Genomic DNA, 17,971 nt, shown 5'->3' with positions numbered 1-17,971 from the left:
CGGCGGGGCTCACGCCGGTCGGCGGGCGCCTCGTCGGCCGGCGCCGTTGGACGTCAGGTCCGGGTCTGCCGACAGGTGGGCGCGGACGTAGGGGATGGCGACAGTCTCCACGGGCCGGTCGGGGTTGAAGGCAGGGTGGACGTTCACTTCGAAGACGACACCGCCGCTCTGCGCGGCGAGGTCGACGCCGGCGAAGGGCAGTCCGACGGAAGCGGTGGCGGCCACCGCGAGTTCGGCGAGCCTCGGGGGAAGCCGGTCGGGGCCCAACACGGTGGTGCCGGCCCCCTGGGAGACGTTGCACGGCCGGTCCGGATCACTCTGGTGGCGTTCGAAGGCGTGGACGACCTTTCCGTTCAGCACGATCACACGGTGCTGGTTGCGGCGGCCGTCGGCCGTGAAGTTCCCCGCATCGCGGGAGATGAGCCAGCCCTGCCCGGTGCTCCGGTAGAAGGCAGCGGCGGCCTTCAGCTGCTCGGTGCCGGTTACGTGGAAGACGTCCGCTCCGCCCATGCCGAGTACGGGCCGTGCCCACACGTCCCGGCCCAGGCGGCGGAACGCGCTCAGCATGTCGTGCCAGGAGCCGTTCATTCGCAGAGTCTCCATCTGCGCGACGGAGTCCCGGCTGAACCGCTCGACCATCAGGGACTTGTCCGTCGCGACCCGCCACGCCTCGGGATCCGCCGCGAGCGTCCGCGCTCCGAACCGGCGCAGCAGGTCCTGGAATCCTTCGAGGTGGCGTCTGCGGTGGGGAGGTATCTCGAAGACCACGACCACCGGTTCGACGGCCACCGGGGCGCGGCCCGGCCGGCGGACCGTGAGGAGGCCTCCGGCCCGCTCAAGGCTTGCCGTCACGGGCCCGTCGTCGTACAGGAGCCGTGCGTCCAGCCGCACCGGACCCTGGCCCGTCACGCGGGCGATGGCGTCGGCGAGGATCTCGCGGCTGCCCTCCTTGGACCCGTGGTCGGTCACCAACAACAACGGCATCATCGTCTCAGTCAACACCATCGCGGCGCCAATTCCGAGTGAGAGAACACGAATTGGGCGGCGATCGGTTCCTGGTGGCACCCCTGTCCGGGTCTTCGGCCCGAGGCGTTCGTCGTTCGCGGACCGCCGGGGACCGCGACCGCCCAGAGACCGGGGAGAGCGGGTACCCGGTGTCCCGAGTACCCGCTCTCACGGACGGCTCGACGGTCGCCGATGGTCCCGGCGGCGCCCTGGCCGGGTACCGGTGCCGGACGGTCGGGCGGTCAGACGGTCAGGCGGTCACGCGGTCACGCGGTCAGGAGGCCGTCGTCGAGCCGGACGTCGTGGAGCCTGAGCCAGGCGTCCAGCCGGACCGGGGGCTCGGTGTACACCGATCGCTGCATCATGGAGTAGGCGTTCTCGACCGGCGCGGCGAGGTGGGACCGGACGGCGTCGAGGTTCAGCAGCGGCCGCGCCGGGGCGTCCCGGTCGCCGGCGATCCGGGCGAGTTCGCGGTTGATGGCCCGGTCGTAGCCGAGGTCCTGGGTCGAGGGGTAGGGGGCCTTTCGGCGCTGTGCGATCGACCGCGGCAGCAGGTCCTTGGTGGCGTGGCGCAGCAGGCTCTTCTCCCGCCCGTCGAAGGTCTTGAACGCCCACGGCGTGTTGTAGACGTACTCGACGAGCCGGTGGTCGCAGAACGGCACCCGGACCTCCAGGCCGGTCGCCATGCTCATCCGGTCCTTGCGGTCGAGCATCATCTGGAGGAAGCGGGTGATGTTGAGGTGGCTGGCGAGGCGCATCCGGCGTTCGAGGTCGCTGTCCCCGGGCAGGTGGGTGACCTGGCCGACGGCCGTGCGGTACTCGTCGGCGACGTACTCGGCCAGGTTGAGGGACTTGACCAGGCCGGGGTCGAGGAAGCTGGTCGCCTGCTCGCTCACCGGGACCCGGTTGATGGCGTGCCACGGGAAGGTTTCGGCCTGCGAGGCCACCGGGTCGTGGAACCAGAGGTACCCGCCGAAGACCTCGTCGGCCGACTCGCCGGAGAGGGCGACGGTCGAGCTCTCGCGGACCGCCTTGAACAGCAGGTAGAGCGAGGGGTCGTGGTCGCCGATGCCGTAGGGCAGGTCCCAGGCCCGCAGCACGGTGTCGCGGACGCCGGGGTCGACGAGCTGGGCGGTGTCGAGGAGGATCTCGCGGTGCTCGGTGCCGACGTGACGGACGAGTTCGGCGGCGAACGGGGCGTCCGGCGCGTCCCGGAACTGCTCGGGCTTGAACTCCCCGGCCAGTCCGACGAAGTCGACGGAGAAGGTCCGGACCCGGCTGCCGTCCTTGGCGTCGAGCGAGCGCTGGGCCAGCGCGGTGAGGGCGCTGGAGTCGAGGCCGCCCGAGAGCAGCGCGCAGAGCGGTACGTCGGAGACCATCTGCCGGCTCACCGCGTCCTCGATGAGCTCGCGGACGGTGGCGACGGTGGTGTCGAGGTCGTCGGTGTGCGGGCGGGTCTCCAGCGACCAGTAGCGCTCCTCGCGCAGCCCGTCGCGGCCGACCCGCAGGATGTGGCCCGGCCGTACCTCGTAGAGGTTCTTCAACGGGGTCCGGCCGGGCACCCGGGCGAGGGCGAGGGCATCGCGCAGCCCGTCCAGGTCGAGCGTCGCGGTGCTCCGCGGGTTGGCGAGGATGGCCTTGGGCTCGGACCCGAAGAGCACGCCGCCGTCGATCGGGTAGTAGAAGAGCGGCTTGACGCCGAGGCGGTCGCGGACCAGGAGCAGCTCCTGCGTCCGGGTGTCCCAGATCGCCAGGCCGAACATGCCGTTGAAGCGGTGGACGAACTCGCTCCCCCACTGGAGGTACGAGCGCAGCACCACCTCGGTGTCGCTCCGGGTGAGGAAGCGGTGGCCGAGCAGGACCAGTTCCTCGCGGATCTCCTGGAAGTTGTAGACCTCGCCGCTGTAGCTCAGGACCACGAGCGGCCGGCCGTCCGGACCGGTCTCCGGGGTGGTCATCGGCTGGGCGCCGCCCTCGATGTCGATCACCGCGAGCCTGCGGTGGCCGAGCATCGCGTGCGGGGCGGTCCAGACGCCTTCGGCGTCGGGCCCCCGGCAGGCCATGGTGTCCGTCATGGCCTGCGCGGTCGCTCCCTCCCTGGTCAGGTCGCGACCGAAGTCCACCCAGCCGACTATTCCGCACATCTCGGACATCCCTTTCGTCGAGTGATCGAGCGCGTTTCAGTGGTACGTATCGACCTTCGACGGCTCCGCCGCCGGGGTACGCGAGGACAACCGGTGCGCCAGCTCGGACAGGCCGAGGGCGGCCACCGCCAGCCCCGCTCCGATGAAGCTGATCCGGTCCGCGCCGATCGAGCTCATGCCGACCGCCCCGATGACGCCGGAGAAGGCGATGGCGAGGTAGAGGAAGGCCGCGTTGAGCGAGATCAGCAGGGGCGCGGACTCGGGTTCGAGGGTGATCAGACGGGTCTGCTGGGGGGCCGTGATGGCCCAGGCCGCGACACCGTACGCCACGATGACGACCAGCGCGGCCGGGTAGGAGCCCGTGGTCAGCGGGAGGACGACGAGGCTGAGGGCCAGCAGCACGATGGCGCCGCCCACCACCGGCCGGGCACCGATCCGGTCGACCAGCGCGCCGGCGTAGAAGTTGCCGACCGTCCCGGTCAGGCCGAAGGCGAACATCAGGACCGCCAGCCTGGTGCCGCTGCCGCCGGTCGCGTCGGAGAACACCTCGGCCATGTAGGTGTAGACGATGTAGGCGGCGGTGAAGGCGACCAGCGTGGTCGCGAGCACGGTGACCACCCGGCGGTCGCCGAGCGGGGCGAGCCGCTGGCGCAGCCCGCCGGGGGCCGGCACGGACACCCGGGGCACCATGGCCAGCACGCCGATCAGGCCCAGCGCCGTCAGCGCCGTGATGAACCACATCGTCGCCCGCCAGCCGAGGACGCTGCCGACCACGGTGCCGATCGGCGCGCCCAGGGCCGTCGCCGCCGTCAGCCCGGTGGTCACCGCGGCGATGGCCCGGCCCCGGCGTTCGGGTTCGACCAGACTGGCGGCCGTGACGCTGGCCGCGGGGATGTAGAGGCCGGCGCCCGCCGCGGCGATCATCTGCGCGACCAGGACGACCGCGAAGGACGGGGCGAGCCCGGTCGCGATCACGCCCGCCATGTAGAGCAGGACGGCGAGCTTGAGCACCCGGTGGCGGGGCCAGCCGGCGGTCAGGGTGCCGAGGACCGGCGACATCACGGCGCAGGTCAGCGCGAACACCGTGACGGTCTGGCCGGCGGTGGCGATCGAGACGTCCAGGGACTTGCTGAACTCGGGCAGCACCCCGGCGAGCACGAACTCGTCGGTACCGAGCGCGAAGGTGCCGAAGCCGAGCATCAGGACGGCTCGCCACGCACTCCTCGCCGATACCGCCTCGGGGTCGTCCTCGGCCATCAGCGCTGTTCCCGTGCCGGAATCGGTCAGCCGGGCCATGGGCCCTCCTTCATTCGGTACCGATCGGTTCTGTTTATGAGGACGGTACCGCTCGGTGCCGTTTGGGGTCAAGATCCGCTACCGTGGACCCATGGCGACCCATGCACGCGACCGCCTCCTCCAGACCGCGGAGGAGCTCTTCTACGCCGAGGGGATCCACGCCGTCGGCGTGGAGAGACTGCTGGCCGTCTCCGGGGTCGGCCGGGCGTCCTTCTACCGGCACTTCACCGGCAAGGACGCCCTGGTGGCGGCCGTCCTGACCCGTCGGGACGAGAGCTGGCGCGCCTGGCTCGAAGACGCCGTGGACGCCCGCGGGGGCGGACCGCTCGCGGTCTTCGACGCCCTCGCGGAGGGGGCGGCGGACGTCAACTTCCACGGCTGCGCGTTCATCAACGCCATGGCGGAGGTGTCCGACCCCGCCAGCGAGGTGTACCGGCTGGCGGCAGCGCACAAACAGGCGGTGACCGACTTCCTCGACCGCCTGCTCGAAGCCGCCGGGCACAGCCGGCACTCCGAACTCGCGCCGCAGTTCGCCCTGCTGATGGACGGCGCCATCGTCACCGCGATGCGCGAGCGCAACGCCGCACCGACCCTGCTGGCCCGCCGGATGGCGGAGCGGCTCCTCGACTGAGCGCCGCCCCCGTCCCGGGAGGACCGGCGCGGCCCCGGCGGCCCCCGCGTCGGTCGGGCGGGCGGCGCACCGGCCCGGGGCGGGCGGCGTCTGCGGCGGTGGTGGCACGGGCTCTCCCCCTCTCTCGACTGTCCGGTTCGTCGGTCAGGGCCGGTGCCCGGCCCGGGCCACCGGCGGGGCGTCCGCCGCGGCCCGGCCCGGTGTCCCGATGGCGGCGGCGATGACCAGACCCCGCTTGTGCGTGATCGAGACCCCGATGGCCGCGATGCCGCGCTCCCGGGCCCTCAGCGCGGCCTCGCCGCCGAGCCGGACCACCGGCGCCCCGCCGTCGGCGCGCAGAACGCTCACCTGCCGGGGGGTCACTCCCCCGCCGAAGCCCGTGCCGATCACCTTCAGCACGGCCTCCTTGGCCGCGAACCGGCCGGTGAGGAACTCCCGGGCCCGCTCCGCCCCGTAGGAGTCCGCGATCTCCAGCTCCGCCGGCGCGTAGGCGTACACCCGGAACCAGGGCCGGCCGAGCAGCGCCGCCAGCTCGCCCTCCTGGAGGACGTCGACACCGATCCACACGGTCAGCGCACCCCTCGCCGAGGAGGCCGGACGACGCCGGCCCGGACGGCGGGCACGGCGCGGACGACGCCGGCGCGGACCGGGCTCACCGGAGGAACGTGCCCTTGAGCACGCCCTGGAAGACGGCCAGCCGCTGGATGTGCCCGGTGCCCTCCATGAACTCGAAGGCCCGCGCGTCCCGGTACAGCTTGTCGAGCAGCGGATCCGCCAGCAGGGCGCCCGGGCCCAGCAGTTCGGCGGCGGCCAGGGTGCTGCGCTCGGCGAGCTCGGCGGCACGCGTCTTGACCCCGGCGATCCGGTCCGCTCCCGTCCGGCCCGCGTCGATCGCGGCGGCCACCTCGTAGTTCCGGTGCCGCAGCGCGGCGAGGGCGTCCACCAGCTCGTCCAGCCGCAGCCGGTCCGTACCGGTGAGCCCCGGACGCTCCTCCCGCACGTGGTCCAGCACCGCGCGGACCAGCCCCAGCGCCGTCCCGGCGAGCACCGGACGGAACCGCTGCAAGGTCCGGATGGCGCCGACCAGCCCGCGCCGGCTGGGCTTGAGCGTCTCGTAGCCGAGGATCTGCTCGCGCTCCACCCGGACGTCCTCGAACCGGATCGCGGAGATCCGCGCGCCGCGCAGGCCGACGGTCGGGATCAGCTCGGCCCGCAGGCCGGGCGCCGTGGTGTCCAGCAGCACCGCCTCGATGCCGAGCGGTCCCGGTGCCCGGCGGCAGAACACCACGCCCAGCTGGGCGAAGGCGGCGTTGCCCACGTAGCGCTTGGCGCCGTTCAGCCGGAAGCCGTCCCCGTCCGGGGTGAGCGCCGTCTCCAGTTCGGCGGCGGCGGACCCCTTCTCGGGCTCGGTCAGTCCGAAGAAGGTCCAGGTCGATCCGGGGGCCGCCACCCGCTCGTAGTAGGCCTGCCGCTGCTTGTCGTCACCCAGCGCGGCGACCGCCACGCCGGACATCAGCGGGCCGGGGCAGGCGAGCATGAAGCCCGCGTCTCCATAGCTCAACTCCTCGATGGCAATCGAGTGTTCGAGACAGGAGCTCATGTCGTAGGTGTGTCCGTCGATGCGCAGCGGCCGCTCCAGGTACTCCACCGGGACGGTGGCCTTGCGCATGATGTCCACCACGGGGAGGTGCAGCCAGCGGTCGATCGCCTCCGGGTCGCGGTCGATCTCCAGACCGATCCCGCGCAGCTCTCCCGCGGACTCGCGGATGTGGGACCTGAGCGCGGCTGTCCGGTGCGGGTCCGGCTCACTCATTCCCGTCCTCGTCTCGTTCTCGGCGGTCCGGCAGGAGGTAGGTGTTGCCCAGCAGTTCGGCGAGGTACAGCAGCCGGCCGGGGCCGTCGGCCACGAAGCCGCTCGCGCCGTACAGCTTGATCGCGACGCGGCCCGCGTCCACCAGCCCGCGGTGGATCCGGTGGCGGCGCGCGGCGGTGCGGTCGGGGATCGCCAGCAGGTCGGCCGCCTCGGTGAGGGCCAGCGCTACGTCGGCCACCGCGCTCCGCACCAGCTGACGGTTGAGCAGGGTGGCGCCCTCCGAGGTGCGGTCGTTGAGCCGGACCACGACGGCGTCGAGCAGTCCGCGGAGCAGCTCCCGGTGGAGCCGGAGCAGCCCGTCGGCGAACAGCTCCCGGGCCCCGTCCGGCGACGGCACCCCGGGGCCGGTCACGGCGAGCGTGTCGAAGCCGCCCGGCACCGGGGCGCCCTCCGGCAGGCGCCCGGCCGAGGCGACGGCCCAGCCGCCGGCCGAGCTGACCAGCGCGCCCGGGCCTGCCAGCTCGTGGCAGGCGTCGAGCGCGGCGGCGAAGTCCCGCAGGGCCGCCGCGGCCCCGGCGCTACCGGTGCCGGCGCCGCCGGGCGCCGTCCGGGGCGGGGTGTCGACCGGCGGCATCAGAGCGCTCCCTCACCGGAGGCCGCGGTCCCGGCGGAGTCCGAGGCCAGCACGGCCAGGTGGCTCTCGCCGGAGCGCGGGTCGGTGTCGCAGAGCAGCACCGTGGCGTACCGGTGCTGCCAGGAGCGCCAGTTCCGGGCCAGTGCCAGCCAGACGCTGGTGCAGTAGCTGCCGGGCTCCACCCGGTGCCGGGGGCCGTCCTGGTCCAGCCCCCGCCGGTCGAACCAGGGCCCGGTGACCACCAGCGTGCCCGCCGGGTCCTTGGCGGCGAGCTCCCCGAGGCGGTCGAGGGGCGACTCGGTGGCGGGGATCGTCTCGACCCCCGCCACCCGGGGTCCGCCGGTGGTGCCGAGGACCAGCACCACCCCGGAGTCGACCAGGCCGTTGTCGTGGACCAGGGGGAACCGGGTCGGCAGGGTGGTCTGTTCGAGGACGGCGAGCACCGCCGTGCGGCTCCGGCCGGCCCGCTGGAAGGCGGAGACGACCCGCAGCGCGGTGAACGGTGCGGCCAGGCCCTGCTGGCCGATGCCGAGGTTGTTGGCGGACCCGCCGCCGAGCAGCCGGTCGAGGTAGGGCGCGATGGCGACGAACGGCGTCACGTCCGGCAGTGCCTGCGCCACGATCACCAGGTCGGGCGCACTGTCCCGGACGCCCTCGATCGCCGCGAGCCGGTCGACCAGGTCGCGGTGGGTGACGTTCGGCGCGGAGCGCAGCAGGTCCGGCGCCACCTCCAGGCCGAAGGGCTCGACCAGGTCGCGGTAGTAGGAGAGCGTCGCCGGGTCCTCGTCGTACGGCCGGTGCGGCGGGGAGACCACCGCGCCGGCGCCCTGGAGGGTCGTGGACATCGCGGCCTCCCTCATGCGCCGTCGGCCTGGGCCAGGACGTAGTCGGTGAGGGTGCCCACCGACTTGAAGTCGTCCATGTCCAGGGCTTCCGGGTCCACCGAGATCTCGACCGTGTCCTCCAGGACCATCAGCAGTTCCAGGACGGAGGTGGAGTCCAGGTGCAGGTCCTCGAAGAGCCGGGCGTCCTCGGTGATACCGGTGACGGCCCGCTCCAGGACCTCGCTGAGAGCGGCCTCCACCGCGGACACCACGTTCTGACGTTCCATGTTCCGGTTCACTCCTCTGTGCCGGGGCTGTCGGGGCCGGTCTGGGCTTGGTTGGGCTGTCTGGGCTGTCTGGGCTGTCAGGGTTGTCGGGGCTGTCGGGGCTGGCGGTGGCTCTGCCACGTTCGCGCGGTCGGGGACTTCGCGGCTGCCGGGGCTGCCGCGGCTGCCGGGAACGGCCGCCGACCGGTCAGTCGAAGTCGACGAGGTGCTGCTTGGCGAGGATCTCCTCGCGGCGGTCCCGCTCCCGGACCAGGTGCGCGGCACCGTTGTGGACCAGGACCTCGGCGGGGAATCCGTGGCTGAGGAAGAGCCCGGGGGAGGCGGTCGGCCCGTAGGCGCCGGAGCGCTCGACGCCCAGCAGGTCGCCGGCCTCGACCGGCGGCAGGGCGACCTTCTTGCCGATGACGTCGTTGGGCGTGCAGAGCGGCCCGGTGACGGTGTACGTGTCGCTGGGCTCGTCCCGGTACCTGGTCAGCGAGCGGATCGGGAAGTTGCGCTTGACGAAGCTGCCGACGCCGACCGCCGCCATGTGGTGGTTGGTGCCGCCGTCGGCGACCACGAAGCGTTCGCCGAGGGACTCCTTCACGTACAGCGCGCGCACCACGTAGGTACCGGCGTGCGCGGTCAGGTAGCGGCCGAGCTCGTTGATCAGCCGGCAACCGGGGTGCGCCCGGACGAAGGGCTCGACGACCTCGTTGATGCCGGCGAGGACGGCCCCCAGGTCGAGGTCCTTCTCGTTGTCGAAGTAGGCGACGCCGAAGCCGCCGCCGAAGTCGACGGTCTCCAGCGGGATGCCGAGCGTCTGCGACAGCTCCTCGGCGATCACCAGGATCTGCCGGGTGTTGTGCACCAGGTCGTCGGCGTTCAGGAACCGGGTGCCCATGTAGGCGTGGAAGCCGCGGACCCGGACCCGGCGCAGTGCGTCGATCACCGGGCGGGAGCGGCGCAGCAGTTCCGCGTCGATGCCGAACTGGCGCGGCTTGCCGCTCATGGCGAGGCCCGAGCCCTTGGTGTGGAAGTCGGGGTTGACCCGGAGCAGCACCGGCACCTCCGCCCGCCCGGCCTGTTCGGCGATCTCCTCCAGGAGGCGCAGCTCGTCCAGCGACTCGCAGACGATGGCGTGCAGGTTCGCCGCGACGCACGCCTCCAGTTCGGCGCGGGTCTTGCCCGGCCCCAGGAAGATCACGTTCTCCGGCGCGATGCCGGCCCGCTGGACGGTCATCAGCTCGACCAGGGAGGAGATCTCGGCGCCGGCGCCGAGCGAGCCGAGGTAGCCGCAGACGGCGACGTTGGGGTTGGCCTTGAGCGAGAGGAAGACGTCCACCGCGGGGTGGAGCCCCTCGCGCAGCGACTGGTAGACGGTGCGCAGCACCTCGGCGTCGTAGACGAACAGCGGGGTGCCGAACTGCTCGGCGATCCGCGAGACCGGTACCCCCTGCACCCTCAGTTCGCTGGTGTTCATGGCGTCCTTTCGGTGGTGCCGAGACGGTGGAGCGCCTCGGTGGTCCGGCGGTCGAGGTCGCCGAGGCCGTGCCGGTCGGCGGCGAAGAGCAGGGTGTAGAGCCGCCCGTCGAACGGGAGGGAGGTGCCGGCCTGCGCGTTGACCGTGCCGAAACAGGTGACGACCAGCCCGTTGCCGTCGACGGGCGGCCGGGCGAGGTCCCCGAGGGCGTGGGCCACCTCGTCGAAGGAGACCGGGGCGGAGATCCGCAGGGCGTAGTGCTTCGCCAGCGCGGCCCCGCCCGGGGCGAGGAAGCGCTCGGTGACCTGCCCCTGGTAACTGGACATGTTCAGACGGGCGTTGATCTCCAGGACGGGGTACACCAGATCGTCCTGCCCGAGCAGCGCGTCCACGCCGACCACGCCGAAGAAGCCGTCCTCGAAGAGCCGGGCACCCAGCCGCTCGGCGGCGGCGACGAGGCTCTCGTGCTGGACGGGCGAGAGCGCGGCGGGCATGACGTGCCCGAGGTGGACGCCGCCCGAGGTCAGGGCCTCCTTCGCGAAGTCGAACCTCACCCGGCCGTCCCGGGCGATGGTGAACTGGTAGTTGAGATCGAACCGCTTGGGCAGGAACCGCTCGACGACGACGTGGATCGCGTCGTCCCCGCTGCTTCGCGCGCGGCGGTCGACCATGCGCAGCAGCCGGTCGGCCTTCTTGCGGGTGTCGAGCACGATCAGGCCCTTGCCGGAGACGCCGTAGGCGTCCTTGACGATCACCGGCCCGCCGTCGCCCAGCGAGTCGTCGAGCGCCCGGTGGAGCTCGCCCACCGTCTCGCAGGTGAAGCCGGGGATCGCCCGCAGGCCGAGCTCCTCGGTCAGCCGGCGGCTGTAGATCTTGCTGTTGACCCGCGCCGAGGTCTCCGGACCGGGCCCCGCGGGGCGCAGCCCGGTCCGCCGGCAGATCTCCTGCTCCAGGGGGGAGTTGCCCATCGGCATCAGGTAGGCGCCGCCGCCCGCGAGCACCCGCAGCCGGTCCAGCAGCTCCGGGGAGTCGAGGACGGCCCCGCTGGTGCCGTCCTCGCCGGCCGGCGCCCGGGTGATCAGTTCGGTGGGCGCGCCGAGCCCGGTCTTCTCCGCGTACGCGCGGTAGCCGGGATCGAGCGGGCGGTCGAGCAGCAGGTGGTCGGTCGGCTCGGCGAGCAGGGCGCCGAGCTCCTCCATCCGCTGCACGGTCGCGGCGGTGGTGGTGATCCGCGCCGCCGGGAGCCCGGTGTGGCCGCGCGCCCACTGGTTCTCCACCTCGAAGTTGCAGAGCCAGACGAAACGCGCTTCGCGGTCGCCGGTCAGCGCCTCCTTGAGGTCCGCCGTGTAGGCGGTGCCGGTCATGGGGTGCCTCCCTCACGGTGGGTGATGACCATGGCGCCGAAGGTGGCGCCCAGGCCGACCGAGACCAGGACGTAGTGGCCGCCGTCGACCAGCCGGCCCCGCTCGCGCAGGGTGGTGTAGTTGAGGAACACGTCCGAGGCGAAGCAGTGGCTGTAGAGCGGGATGTTGTCCAGGAAGAAGCGGTCCGGGTCGGCGCCCATCCGCTGGATGGTGTGGCGCCAGGAGACGGCGTTGACGTTGTGCGGGATGACCAGGTCGATCTCGTCGAAGCTCAGGCCGGCCCGGCGGACGGACTCCTCGATCACCTCGCCGAGCACGGTGGCGTAGTCCTGGCCGAAGGCGCTGATCTCCTGCGGGGTCATCTCCAGGCCCGCCGCGTAGGCGCCGAGGGTGCGGGTCAGGTACGAGCGCACTTCGTCGCCGGGGCCGCCGACGGTCAGCAGGCAGGCGGAGGCCGCGTCCGCCATCACCGCGCTGTTCGGGATCAGCTGGACCTTCGGGGAGTACGCCCGCTCCCCCGTGACCATCAGCGCGTACGCGCCCTCGGGCGCCTCGGCCCGCAGCAGCTCGCCGGCCAGGTCGATGGCGCCGAGGCTGCTGACGCACGCCTGCTGGGTGAGGGCGAAGGCCTCGGCGTCGTGCAGCCCCAGCTTCGCCCGGATGACCCGGGCGGCGTCGATGTGCGGCGGGGCGAGCGTCTGCATGGTGTGCGCGTAGATGACGTAGTCGACCCGCCGTCCTGCGGGAAGCGCCGCCAGGGCACGGCGGGCCGCGGGAAGCACCAGGTCGAAGAGGCCGGTCCCGGGATCGAACCGCAGCCGGTCGAGGCCGTAGATCTTCCGGAACACGCCCACTTCGGCGCGGCGCAGCCCCAGGCTCTCGGCGAGGTCGTCGATCCGCACGCTCCGTTCGGGGAGGAACGACTCGATCCTCTCCAGTGTGGTCACGCCACCCATCCGGGTACTCCCCTCATCCGCCCGCTCCTCATCCGCTCCCTCCTCATCCGCCCGCTCCTCAGCGGCCGGCGAACTCGGCGCGGACCAGCCAGCTGCGCGCCACGCCCCGGCGGTCGCGGGGCTGCACCTCGTACGGCCAGCGCCCCTGGCCCGCGCCGGGCTCGCCGGGCTCGCGCAGCTCGCGGACCTTCCAGCCGGTACCGGCCAGGAACTCCTCCGGCTCGTCGGTGCCGAAGAGCCAGGGCGTGCCGTCCTCGCGCAGGCCGGCCAGGAAGGCCCTGGAGAAGGGGCTGCGCAGCAGCGCCCGGCTGGCGAAGTCGACGGCCAGCCGGCTGCCGGGGGCCGAGACCGAGCCGAGCACGCCGAGCAGGTGGGAGGCCTGCTCCTCGGTGAGGAAGAACATCAGCCCTTCCGCGACCCAGAGCGTGGGCAGCTCCGGGTCGAAGCCGGCGCGGTGCAGCGCGGGCAGCCACTCCGTGGCGAGGTCGGCCGACACCTCGCGGCGCTCCACCGTGGGCTCCGCCCCGAGCGCGGCCAGCCGGGCACGTTTCTCGTCGATGAGGCCGCCGTGGTCGACCTCGTACACCGTGCTGCCGGGCGGCCAGGCCAGCCGGAACGCCCGGGTGTCCATCCCCGCGGCGACCAGGACCACCTGCCGGATGCCGCTGTCCGCCAGCAGCGCCTCGATGCTGTCGTCGAGGTACTTGGTGCGGATGGCGATGAACGGGATCAGGCCGCCGCCGCCGTACTTGTCGAGGAGCTCGAAGCCGCGCGGGGCCGCGAGATCGCGCGCGAACCTGTCCTGGAACAGGGCGTCGCCGGGGCGCTCGGACTCGACGGCGCGGGCCGCGGCGGTCCACTGGGCCGTGTACGAGACAGCTTCCATGGGGATGGCCTCCTACGGGAGTCGGGCCGGGGTGAAGAAGGCCTTCTCGATCGACGAGAGGGTCTGGAGGTCCTGCATGTCGATGCTGTCGAAGTCGATCTCGACGCCGCTGGCGCTCTCGATCGTGTAGACCAGCTCCACGAAGGAGAGCGAGTCGACGAGGCGGCTCTCGATGAGGTTCTCGTCGGGCTCGATGGATTCCCGGTCCGGGTGCCTGGCCAGGATCCACTCGCGGACCTGGTCGATTCCTGCCGAAGCCATTGCCACTCCTCGGGTGTTGGGGCGATAGGGGGATAGGGCGATAGGGCGATACGGGCATGCTCGGGCCGTGCGGGATGCGCTCGGGACGTACGGGATCCACGCTGCCCGTGCCGGGCCCACGCGGGCCGGTGCGGGATCCAGGCGGCCCGGTGCGGGATCTACGCGGAGGCTCCGCGGCTCAGGCGAGCTGCCGGGCCGCGGTCCGCACCGCGTCCAGGGCCTCGACCGCGTCGCCGTGGTGCAGGTCGACCAGGACGGAGAGCCATCGCTCCAGGCCGAACGCCACGCAGCTGGTGAAGACGAACTCGTTCTCCGGCCCGCGGATGTCGCAGCGCTCGCCGAAGAAGTTGCGGTGCGTGTTGACGGAGGAGACGGCCAGGTCGCCGACCTGGAACTCGTACTTGACGGGGCTGAGCTTCTGGAGCAGGGCGCGGGCGCCGTCGGCCCGGAAGAACGGGTCGAAGGCGGGCACCTTCTCCAGCCGAAGGGACAGCGCGTCGGCGAACGCGGCGATCCGCTCGGCGAAGGACCCGAGGACCTGCTGCGTGTGCTCGTACGAGCCGAGTGCGACGACCTCGCGCATCTGGAAGCTGAGCAGCCGCCGCAGGCCCTCGTACCGCTCCTCGTTGCGGAAGCAGCGGTTGACCAGGGTGATCAGCGCGTCCGCCGCCACGACGGAGTTCTCGTAGTACAGGAAGGCGCTGTAGCAGGTCGCGTGGGGCAGGCCGACCTGTGCGCCGCGCAGGGCGGCGGGCGCGAACCGGCCGTCGACGGGCTTGTTCTCGCCGCTCTCCAGGTCGAGTCCGGCACCGACGAGGGCGAGGTGCGGGAAGTTGACGTAGACGTCGAACTTCTCCAGGTCCGACACCGGGTACAGCGGCGGCGGGAGGATCTCGCGGGCTCCGGCGGAGCGGCCCCAGCCGGCGAACGTCCGGTCGAGTTCGAGGAGCAGGTCGGTCTGGTCCGGGTCGAGGATGACCAGTCCGCCGGCGGGGCCGGTGGTTCGGGGGGCGGTGCCGGTCATCAGATGAGCCCCGTCTTCTCTAGGTACTTGGCGGTCTTGCGGTAGACGCTCTGCTCGAACTCGGCGCGCTGCGGGGATTCGAGGAGCTGCCGGCGCAGGCCGTGCGGGTCCTTGATGCCCGCGTCCCGGTACACCTGCGGGCTGTAGAGCGTCTCGAAGCTGTAGGTCATGTAGCGCCGGATGTAGCCGGCGATGTCCCGCATCTCCTCCTCGGTGGAGGTCTGCCGGACGTCGGCGGCCAGCGCGGTGACCAGTTCACGGCCGAAGGCGATGTGCCGCGACTCGTCCTGGTGGTGGATCCGGTTGATCCCGCGGACCGTCTCGTGCAGGCGGTCGTCCAGCGCCATCCGGGAGTTGAAGTGGTCCACCAGCTCCTCGAAGATCAGGATCCGGGCGAAGACCAGCAGGCTCTCCACGTTCGAGCGGGGGATCTCGGCGTTCGCACCGGCCGGCTGCCGGTAGATCTTCCTGCCGTAGCGCAGGCAGAACTCGGCGAAGAACCACATGTGCTCGTTCTCCTCACCGATGAAGTGGTGGAAGAAGTCCGAGGGCGTCTCGAAGCCGGTGGTGTGAATCCGCTTGGTGACCTCGATGAGAAGTTCCCGGATTCCGTGCACATTGAGACTGTAGAAGTTGATGCTCTCGTACCGCGACAGTGCGTGGAGCTCCTTTTCGGTGAGCCGCCGGGCGGCCTCGGTACCGTGGGTGGTGGTGAGTTCGGGGCTCATCCACCACATCTCCTCGGGCAGGCTGTCCGGCCATTCGAAGAGTTTGTAGGGGTTGTAGTAGTCATCGATCGACTTCGTGGTCAGACGGTCGAGTATTTCCAGGAACCGGCCGTCCTGGTCGATCAGTTTGCTGACCATGCTGGCGTTGACCTCCGAGTTTCCCCGGCCGCCTCGCGGTGACCGGCCGCCCCAATGCCGTGCCGTTTTCCGGCACTCTTCGAAGGTAGGGAAGTCCCGGCGGGCGCCGCAATGACCTGATGTGGTGTGGCCACATACGGCCATATCGAAGCGGCGACGCCCGCCGGGACCGACGGCACCGGGCCGGTCAGCCGGCGGCGCCCCGGACCGGCAGGAGTCCGGCCTGGACGGCGGCCGCGCCCGCCTGGAACCGGCTCTCGGCGTTCAACTCGTCCATGATGGTGGCGAGGTGACGGCGGAAGGTCCGCGAGGACATGCCGATGCGCCGGGCCACCACCTCGTCCTTGAGCCCCGAGGCGAGCAGTTCCAGGATGGCGCAGCGGACCTCGTCCAGGGTCTCGCCGTACCTGACCACGTTCGAGTCGATGTCCGTCCCGGACGCCCAGGCGTGTTCGTAGGAGCGCACCAGCCGGGCGACGATGGCCTGCTCGTAGACGACGGTGACGCCCGCGTCGTCACCCCCGGGGTCGGCCAGGAAGGCCACCTCGCCGCCCACGATGACCAGGCGCTCGAAGGCCTGGGTCGAGGTGCGGACCCGCGCGCTCGCTTCGGCCAGCGTCCGCAGGCTGCCGCGTGAGGCCAGGCTGCTGCGGGCGGTGTGCGGGTACAGGACCTGAATCGGGACCCCGGGCGGCAGCGCCGACAGGCCCAGCACGTGCGAGTCCTGCCCCTGGACCGGGGCGAACGGCTCCATGACGAGGATCTCGGACGGGCGGTCGCGCAGGGCGTCCGCCATCCGCAACCCGGTCTGCTCCCGGTCCAGCCCGCTGAGCACCGGCTCCCTCCGCAGCCGGGTGCGCTGGAGGCTGCTGTAGGTGTCGGCGAACGAGCCCAGCGTGTCCTGGAAGTCCGTCAGTTCACGGCGCTTCTCGCGGATCGCCTGCTCCAGCGGCATGAGCAGTTCCAGTTGGGCGATCTCGGGGCTGCGCGCCACGAAGCGCCCCTGCTCCTGGCAGTACCTGACGAGCTTCAGGCAGCGCAGGGCGGAGAGCGCCTGTTCCGCCCGCTCGGCCGTGATGCCCAGGTCGGTGGCGAGCTCCGGGAGGGTCACCCCCTTGGCCACCAGCAGCCGCTCGTAGACCCGGACCGCCAGCTCCTCGTCGATCGAGCACAGTCCCCGCTTCACGCTCTGTCTCCGTCCGCTCGTCCGGTGGATCCGACACCCAGATCCGCGGTGATCGTCGCGACCACCGCGGCCAACTGCTGATCGAGGAAGAAGTGGCCACCGGGGAAGGAGGTGAGCCGGAACTCCCCTGTGGTGTGGCCCTTCCAGCCGAGCGCCGCCGCCAGGTCGAGATACGGGTCGGCGTCCGCGAACAGGAAGGTGACCGGACAGGTCACGGTGGTGTCGGGCCGGGCGGTGTAACGGGAGTTGGCCCGGTAGTCGTTGCGGATGACGGTCAGGATCGACTCCCGGTACTTCGGGCGGTCCAGCAGCCTCGCCGGGATCCCGCCCAGCTCCCGGAGTTCGTCCAGGACCTCGTCGTCGCCCCGGGGGATGTTCAGGCCGAGCCCGGCGGACGGCGAGCGGCGGCCCGAGACGAACAGCCGCACCGGCGCCCGCCCGGCCGCCTCCAGCCGGCGGGTCACCTCGAAGGCGACGACCGAGCCCATGCTGTGGCCCAGCACGGCCAACGGCAGGTCGTCGAAGGCGAGCAGTTCGGTGCCGATCCGGTCGGCCAGCGCGCCGATGTCGTCGATCCCGCGCCCCCCGGACCCGCCGCGCCGCCCGGGGTACTGGACCGACAGCGCCTCGACGCCGCCGGGAAGGGCGGCCGAGAGCCGGCGGTAGGTGCCCGCCGAGGCCCCGGCGTGCGGGCAACAGACCAGGCGCAGCCCGGCCCTCGGTGCGGGGTCGAATATCTGGATCCATCCCGTGTTATTGGTCAAGCCTTGTTCTTCCATCCCAGTTGTCCCGTCCTATCCGATCACTGGGCAGCGGAGACGCAAATGATTGACGCAGGCGTGGAAGTTCTTCGGTGAGGAGAGTCGGCAGAAGGCAGGTTCGGCGCTTTCCTCGAGCCGTGATCGCCGTCGGGGCGGAGTCGACGGCGGCAACTCGCGTTATCCATGGTGAGGGCCGCAACACGGTTCGCGGCCACAGGAGTTGCCAGGACGTCAGCTTACCTTGCGCCACTTTCATGTCAACCAATCAGAGTCCGTGTGCGACGTGTTCCCCGTGGGACTGCTGGTGAGGATTGGAAGGCCATGAAGGAACACGCACCATCCTGCCCGGACGCGCCCGGGAGGCGCCTCGACCACCTCTTTCGCGACCGCCCGCCCCCGGGATCGCGGTCCGTACCGCAACGAAGCGGTCGCGAAGGCCATTCACCTCTATGACAGAGATATCTCGACGGTGCACATCGCCTATCCGCGGAACGGCCCCGCGAAAGTCCGCCCCTGCACCCACCGGAGGCCCTCACGGCCTTCTTCGGCGTCAAGCCCAACTACTTCTTCG

18 protein-coding genes are annotated in these 17,971 nt (G+C 71.7%); 1 reads left to right on the top strand and 17 read right to left on the bottom strand.

Annotated elements, in window-relative coordinates:
* Nucleotides 1–9: 9 nt before the first annotated feature.
* The 3 genes from ABZ497_RS12355 to ABZ497_RS12345 all read right to left on the bottom strand — a co-directional run bounded on the left by ABZ497_RS12355 (nucleotide 10) and on the right by ABZ497_RS12345 (nucleotide 4,445).
* Nucleotides 10–1,065, bottom strand: a complete 1,056-nt coding sequence (locus ABZ497_RS12355) for an alpha-L-glutamate ligase (RefSeq protein ID WP_359804536.1) — start codon at nucleotides 1,063–1,065, stop codon at nucleotides 10–12.
* 206 nt (nucleotides 1,066–1,271) lie between these two features.
* The gene (gene asnB / locus ABZ497_RS12350; RefSeq protein WP_359804535.1) at nucleotides 1,272–3,149 is read right to left on the bottom strand and encodes an asparagine synthase (glutamine-hydrolyzing); all 1,878 of its coding nucleotides are present in this window, start codon (nucleotides 3,147–3,149) and stop codon (nucleotides 1,272–1,274) included.
* 36 nt (nucleotides 3,150–3,185) lie between these two features.
* Nucleotides 3,186–4,445 carry an MFS transporter gene (locus tag ABZ497_RS12345; RefSeq protein ID WP_359804534.1) on the bottom strand — a complete coding sequence of 420 codons (1,260 nt, stop codon included), beginning with the start codon at nucleotides 4,443–4,445 and terminating at the stop codon, nucleotides 3,186–3,188.
* A 91-nt stretch (nucleotides 4,446–4,536) separates the two neighbouring features.
* Between ABZ497_RS12345 and ABZ497_RS12340 the strand changes: the two genes are divergently transcribed.
* On the top strand, nucleotides 4,537–5,076 hold the full coding sequence (locus ABZ497_RS12340) for a TetR family transcriptional regulator (protein ID WP_359804533.1): 540 nt from the start codon (nucleotides 4,537–4,539) through the stop codon (nucleotides 5,074–5,076).
* A 144-nt stretch (nucleotides 5,077–5,220) separates the two neighbouring features.
* Here the strand turns inward: ABZ497_RS12340 and ABZ497_RS12335 are convergent, their stop codons facing one another.
* The 14 genes from ABZ497_RS12335 to ABZ497_RS12270 all read right to left on the bottom strand — a co-directional run bounded on the left by ABZ497_RS12335 (nucleotide 5,221) and on the right by ABZ497_RS12270 (nucleotide 17,403).
* A complete protein-coding gene (locus ABZ497_RS12335; protein ID WP_359804532.1) occupies nucleotides 5,221–5,643 on the bottom strand; it encodes a holo-ACP synthase in 423 nt (140 codons plus the stop codon).
* 85 nt (nucleotides 5,644–5,728) lie between these two features.
* Nucleotides 5,729–6,889 carry an acyl-CoA dehydrogenase family protein gene (locus ABZ497_RS12330; protein ID WP_329485897.1) on the bottom strand — a complete coding sequence of 387 codons (1,161 nt, stop codon included), beginning with the start codon at nucleotides 6,887–6,889 and terminating at the stop codon, nucleotides 5,729–5,731.
* Entirely contained in the window at nucleotides 6,882–7,523 is a 642-nt protein-coding gene (locus ABZ497_RS12325; protein WP_359804531.1) for a hypothetical protein, read from the bottom strand. Before ABZ497_RS12325 ends, ABZ497_RS12330 begins: the two co-directional genes overlap by 8 nt.
* Nucleotides 7,523–8,368 carry a hypothetical protein gene (locus ABZ497_RS12320; RefSeq protein ID WP_359804530.1) on the bottom strand — a complete coding sequence of 282 codons (846 nt, stop codon included), beginning with the start codon at nucleotides 8,366–8,368 and terminating at the stop codon, nucleotides 7,523–7,525. Before ABZ497_RS12320 ends, ABZ497_RS12325 begins: the two co-directional genes overlap by 1 nt.
* Nucleotides 8,369–8,379: 11 nt before the next feature.
* Nucleotides 8,380–8,634 carry a phosphopantetheine-binding protein gene (locus ABZ497_RS12315; RefSeq protein WP_329485900.1) on the bottom strand — a complete coding sequence of 85 codons (255 nt, stop codon included), beginning with the start codon at nucleotides 8,632–8,634 and terminating at the stop codon, nucleotides 8,380–8,382.
* 187 nt (nucleotides 8,635–8,821) lie between these two features.
* Complete coding sequence (locus ABZ497_RS12310; RefSeq protein WP_329485901.1) at nucleotides 8,822–10,096, bottom strand: type III PLP-dependent enzyme; 1,275 nt, start codon at nucleotides 10,094–10,096, stop codon at nucleotides 8,822–8,824.
* Nucleotides 10,093–11,460, bottom strand: a complete 1,368-nt coding sequence (locus tag ABZ497_RS12305) for an ATP-grasp domain-containing protein (protein ID WP_359804529.1) — start codon at nucleotides 11,458–11,460, stop codon at nucleotides 10,093–10,095. The genes ABZ497_RS12310 and ABZ497_RS12305 overlap by 4 nt, the downstream gene beginning before the upstream one ends.
* Nucleotides 11,457–12,416, bottom strand: a complete 960-nt coding sequence (locus ABZ497_RS12300; RefSeq protein WP_359804528.1) for a 3-oxoacyl-[acyl-carrier-protein] synthase III C-terminal domain-containing protein — start codon at nucleotides 12,414–12,416, stop codon at nucleotides 11,457–11,459. The genes ABZ497_RS12305 and ABZ497_RS12300 overlap by 4 nt, the downstream gene beginning before the upstream one ends.
* Before the next feature lie 58 nt (nucleotides 12,417–12,474).
* Nucleotides 12,475–13,302: an SAM-dependent methyltransferase gene (locus tag ABZ497_RS12295; RefSeq protein ID WP_359804527.1), complete on the bottom strand. Its 828-nt coding sequence runs from the start codon at nucleotides 13,300–13,302 to the stop codon at nucleotides 12,475–12,477.
* A gap of 12 nt (nucleotides 13,303–13,314) precedes the next feature.
* Complete coding sequence (locus tag ABZ497_RS12290; protein WP_329485905.1) at nucleotides 13,315–13,563, bottom strand: phosphopantetheine-binding protein; 249 nt, start codon at nucleotides 13,561–13,563, stop codon at nucleotides 13,315–13,317.
* Between the two features lie 178 nt (nucleotides 13,564–13,741).
* Nucleotides 13,742–14,587 carry a hypothetical protein gene (locus ABZ497_RS12285; protein WP_359804526.1) on the bottom strand — a complete coding sequence of 282 codons (846 nt, stop codon included), beginning with the start codon at nucleotides 14,585–14,587 and terminating at the stop codon, nucleotides 13,742–13,744.
* The gene (locus ABZ497_RS12280; RefSeq protein WP_359804525.1) at nucleotides 14,587–15,453 is read right to left on the bottom strand and encodes a diiron oxygenase; all 867 of its coding nucleotides are present in this window, start codon (nucleotides 15,451–15,453) and stop codon (nucleotides 14,587–14,589) included. The genes ABZ497_RS12285 and ABZ497_RS12280 overlap by 1 nt, the downstream gene beginning before the upstream one ends.
* 187 nt (nucleotides 15,454–15,640) lie before the next feature.
* A complete protein-coding gene (locus ABZ497_RS12275; RefSeq protein ID WP_329485908.1) occupies nucleotides 15,641–16,639 on the bottom strand; it encodes a LuxR C-terminal-related transcriptional regulator in 999 nt (332 codons plus the stop codon).
* Nucleotides 16,636–17,403 (bottom strand): alpha/beta fold hydrolase, encoded by a 768-nt coding sequence (locus tag ABZ497_RS12270; protein WP_359804524.1) that lies wholly within the window; start codon nucleotides 17,401–17,403, stop codon nucleotides 16,636–16,638. Before ABZ497_RS12270 ends, ABZ497_RS12275 begins: the two co-directional genes overlap by 4 nt.
* Nucleotides 17,404–17,971: the final 568 nt, after the last annotated feature.

The organism is Kitasatospora sp. NPDC005751 (assembly GCF_040630835.1).
In the GTDB taxonomy this organism is placed as follows: domain Bacteria; phylum Actinomycetota; class Actinomycetes; order Streptomycetales; family Streptomycetaceae; genus Kitasatospora.
The sequence above is the reverse complement of the archived record's forward strand: the minus strand, read 5'-3'. Positions and strand labels throughout refer to the sequence as shown.

What these genes read in the sequence shown, in the direction of transcription:
- ABZ497_RS12320 (WP_359804530.1), bottom strand. Translation starts at nt 8,368, where the DNA reads ATGTCCACGACCCTCCAGGGCGCCGGCGCGGTGGTCTCCCCGCCGCAC.
- ABZ497_RS12310 (WP_329485901.1), bottom strand. Translation starts at nt 10,096, where the DNA reads ATGAACACCAGCGAACTGAGGGTGCAGGGGGTACCGGTCTCGCGGATC.
- ABZ497_RS12285 (WP_359804526.1), bottom strand. Translation starts at nt 14,587, where the DNA reads ATGACCGGCACCGCCCCCCGAACCACCGGCCCCGCCGGCGGACTGGTC.
- asnB (WP_359804535.1), bottom strand. Translation starts at nt 3,149, where the DNA reads ATGTGCGGAATAGTCGGCTGGGTGGACTTCGGTCGCGACCTGACCAGG.
- ABZ497_RS12330 (WP_329485897.1), bottom strand. Translation starts at nt 6,889, where the DNA reads ATGAGTGAGCCGGACCCGCACCGGACAGCCGCGCTCAGGTCCCACATC.
- ABZ497_RS12300 (WP_359804528.1), bottom strand. Translation starts at nt 12,416, where the DNA reads ATGGGTGGCGTGACCACACTGGAGAGGATCGAGTCGTTCCTCCCCGAA.
- ABZ497_RS12325 (WP_359804531.1), bottom strand. Translation starts at nt 7,523, where the DNA reads ATGCCGCCGGTCGACACCCCGCCCCGGACGGCGCCCGGCGGCGCCGGC.
- ABZ497_RS12345 (WP_359804534.1), bottom strand. Translation starts at nt 4,445, where the DNA reads ATGGCCCGGCTGACCGATTCCGGCACGGGAACAGCGCTGATGGCCGAG.
- ABZ497_RS12295 (WP_359804527.1), bottom strand. Translation starts at nt 13,302, where the DNA reads ATGGAAGCTGTCTCGTACACGGCCCAGTGGACCGCCGCGGCCCGCGCC.
- ABZ497_RS12305 (WP_359804529.1), bottom strand. Translation starts at nt 11,460, where the DNA reads ATGACCGGCACCGCCTACACGGCGGACCTCAAGGAGGCGCTGACCGGC.
- ABZ497_RS12340 (WP_359804533.1), top strand. Translation starts at nt 4,537, where the DNA reads ATGGCGACCCATGCACGCGACCGCCTCCTCCAGACCGCGGAGGAGCTC.
- ABZ497_RS12315 (WP_329485900.1), bottom strand. Translation starts at nt 8,634, where the DNA reads ATGGAACGTCAGAACGTGGTGTCCGCGGTGGAGGCCGCTCTCAGCGAG.
- ABZ497_RS12280 (WP_359804525.1), bottom strand. Translation starts at nt 15,453, where the DNA reads ATGGTCAGCAAACTGATCGACCAGGACGGCCGGTTCCTGGAAATACTC.
- ABZ497_RS12290 (WP_329485905.1), bottom strand. Translation starts at nt 13,563, where the DNA reads ATGGCTTCGGCAGGAATCGACCAGGTCCGCGAGTGGATCCTGGCCAGG.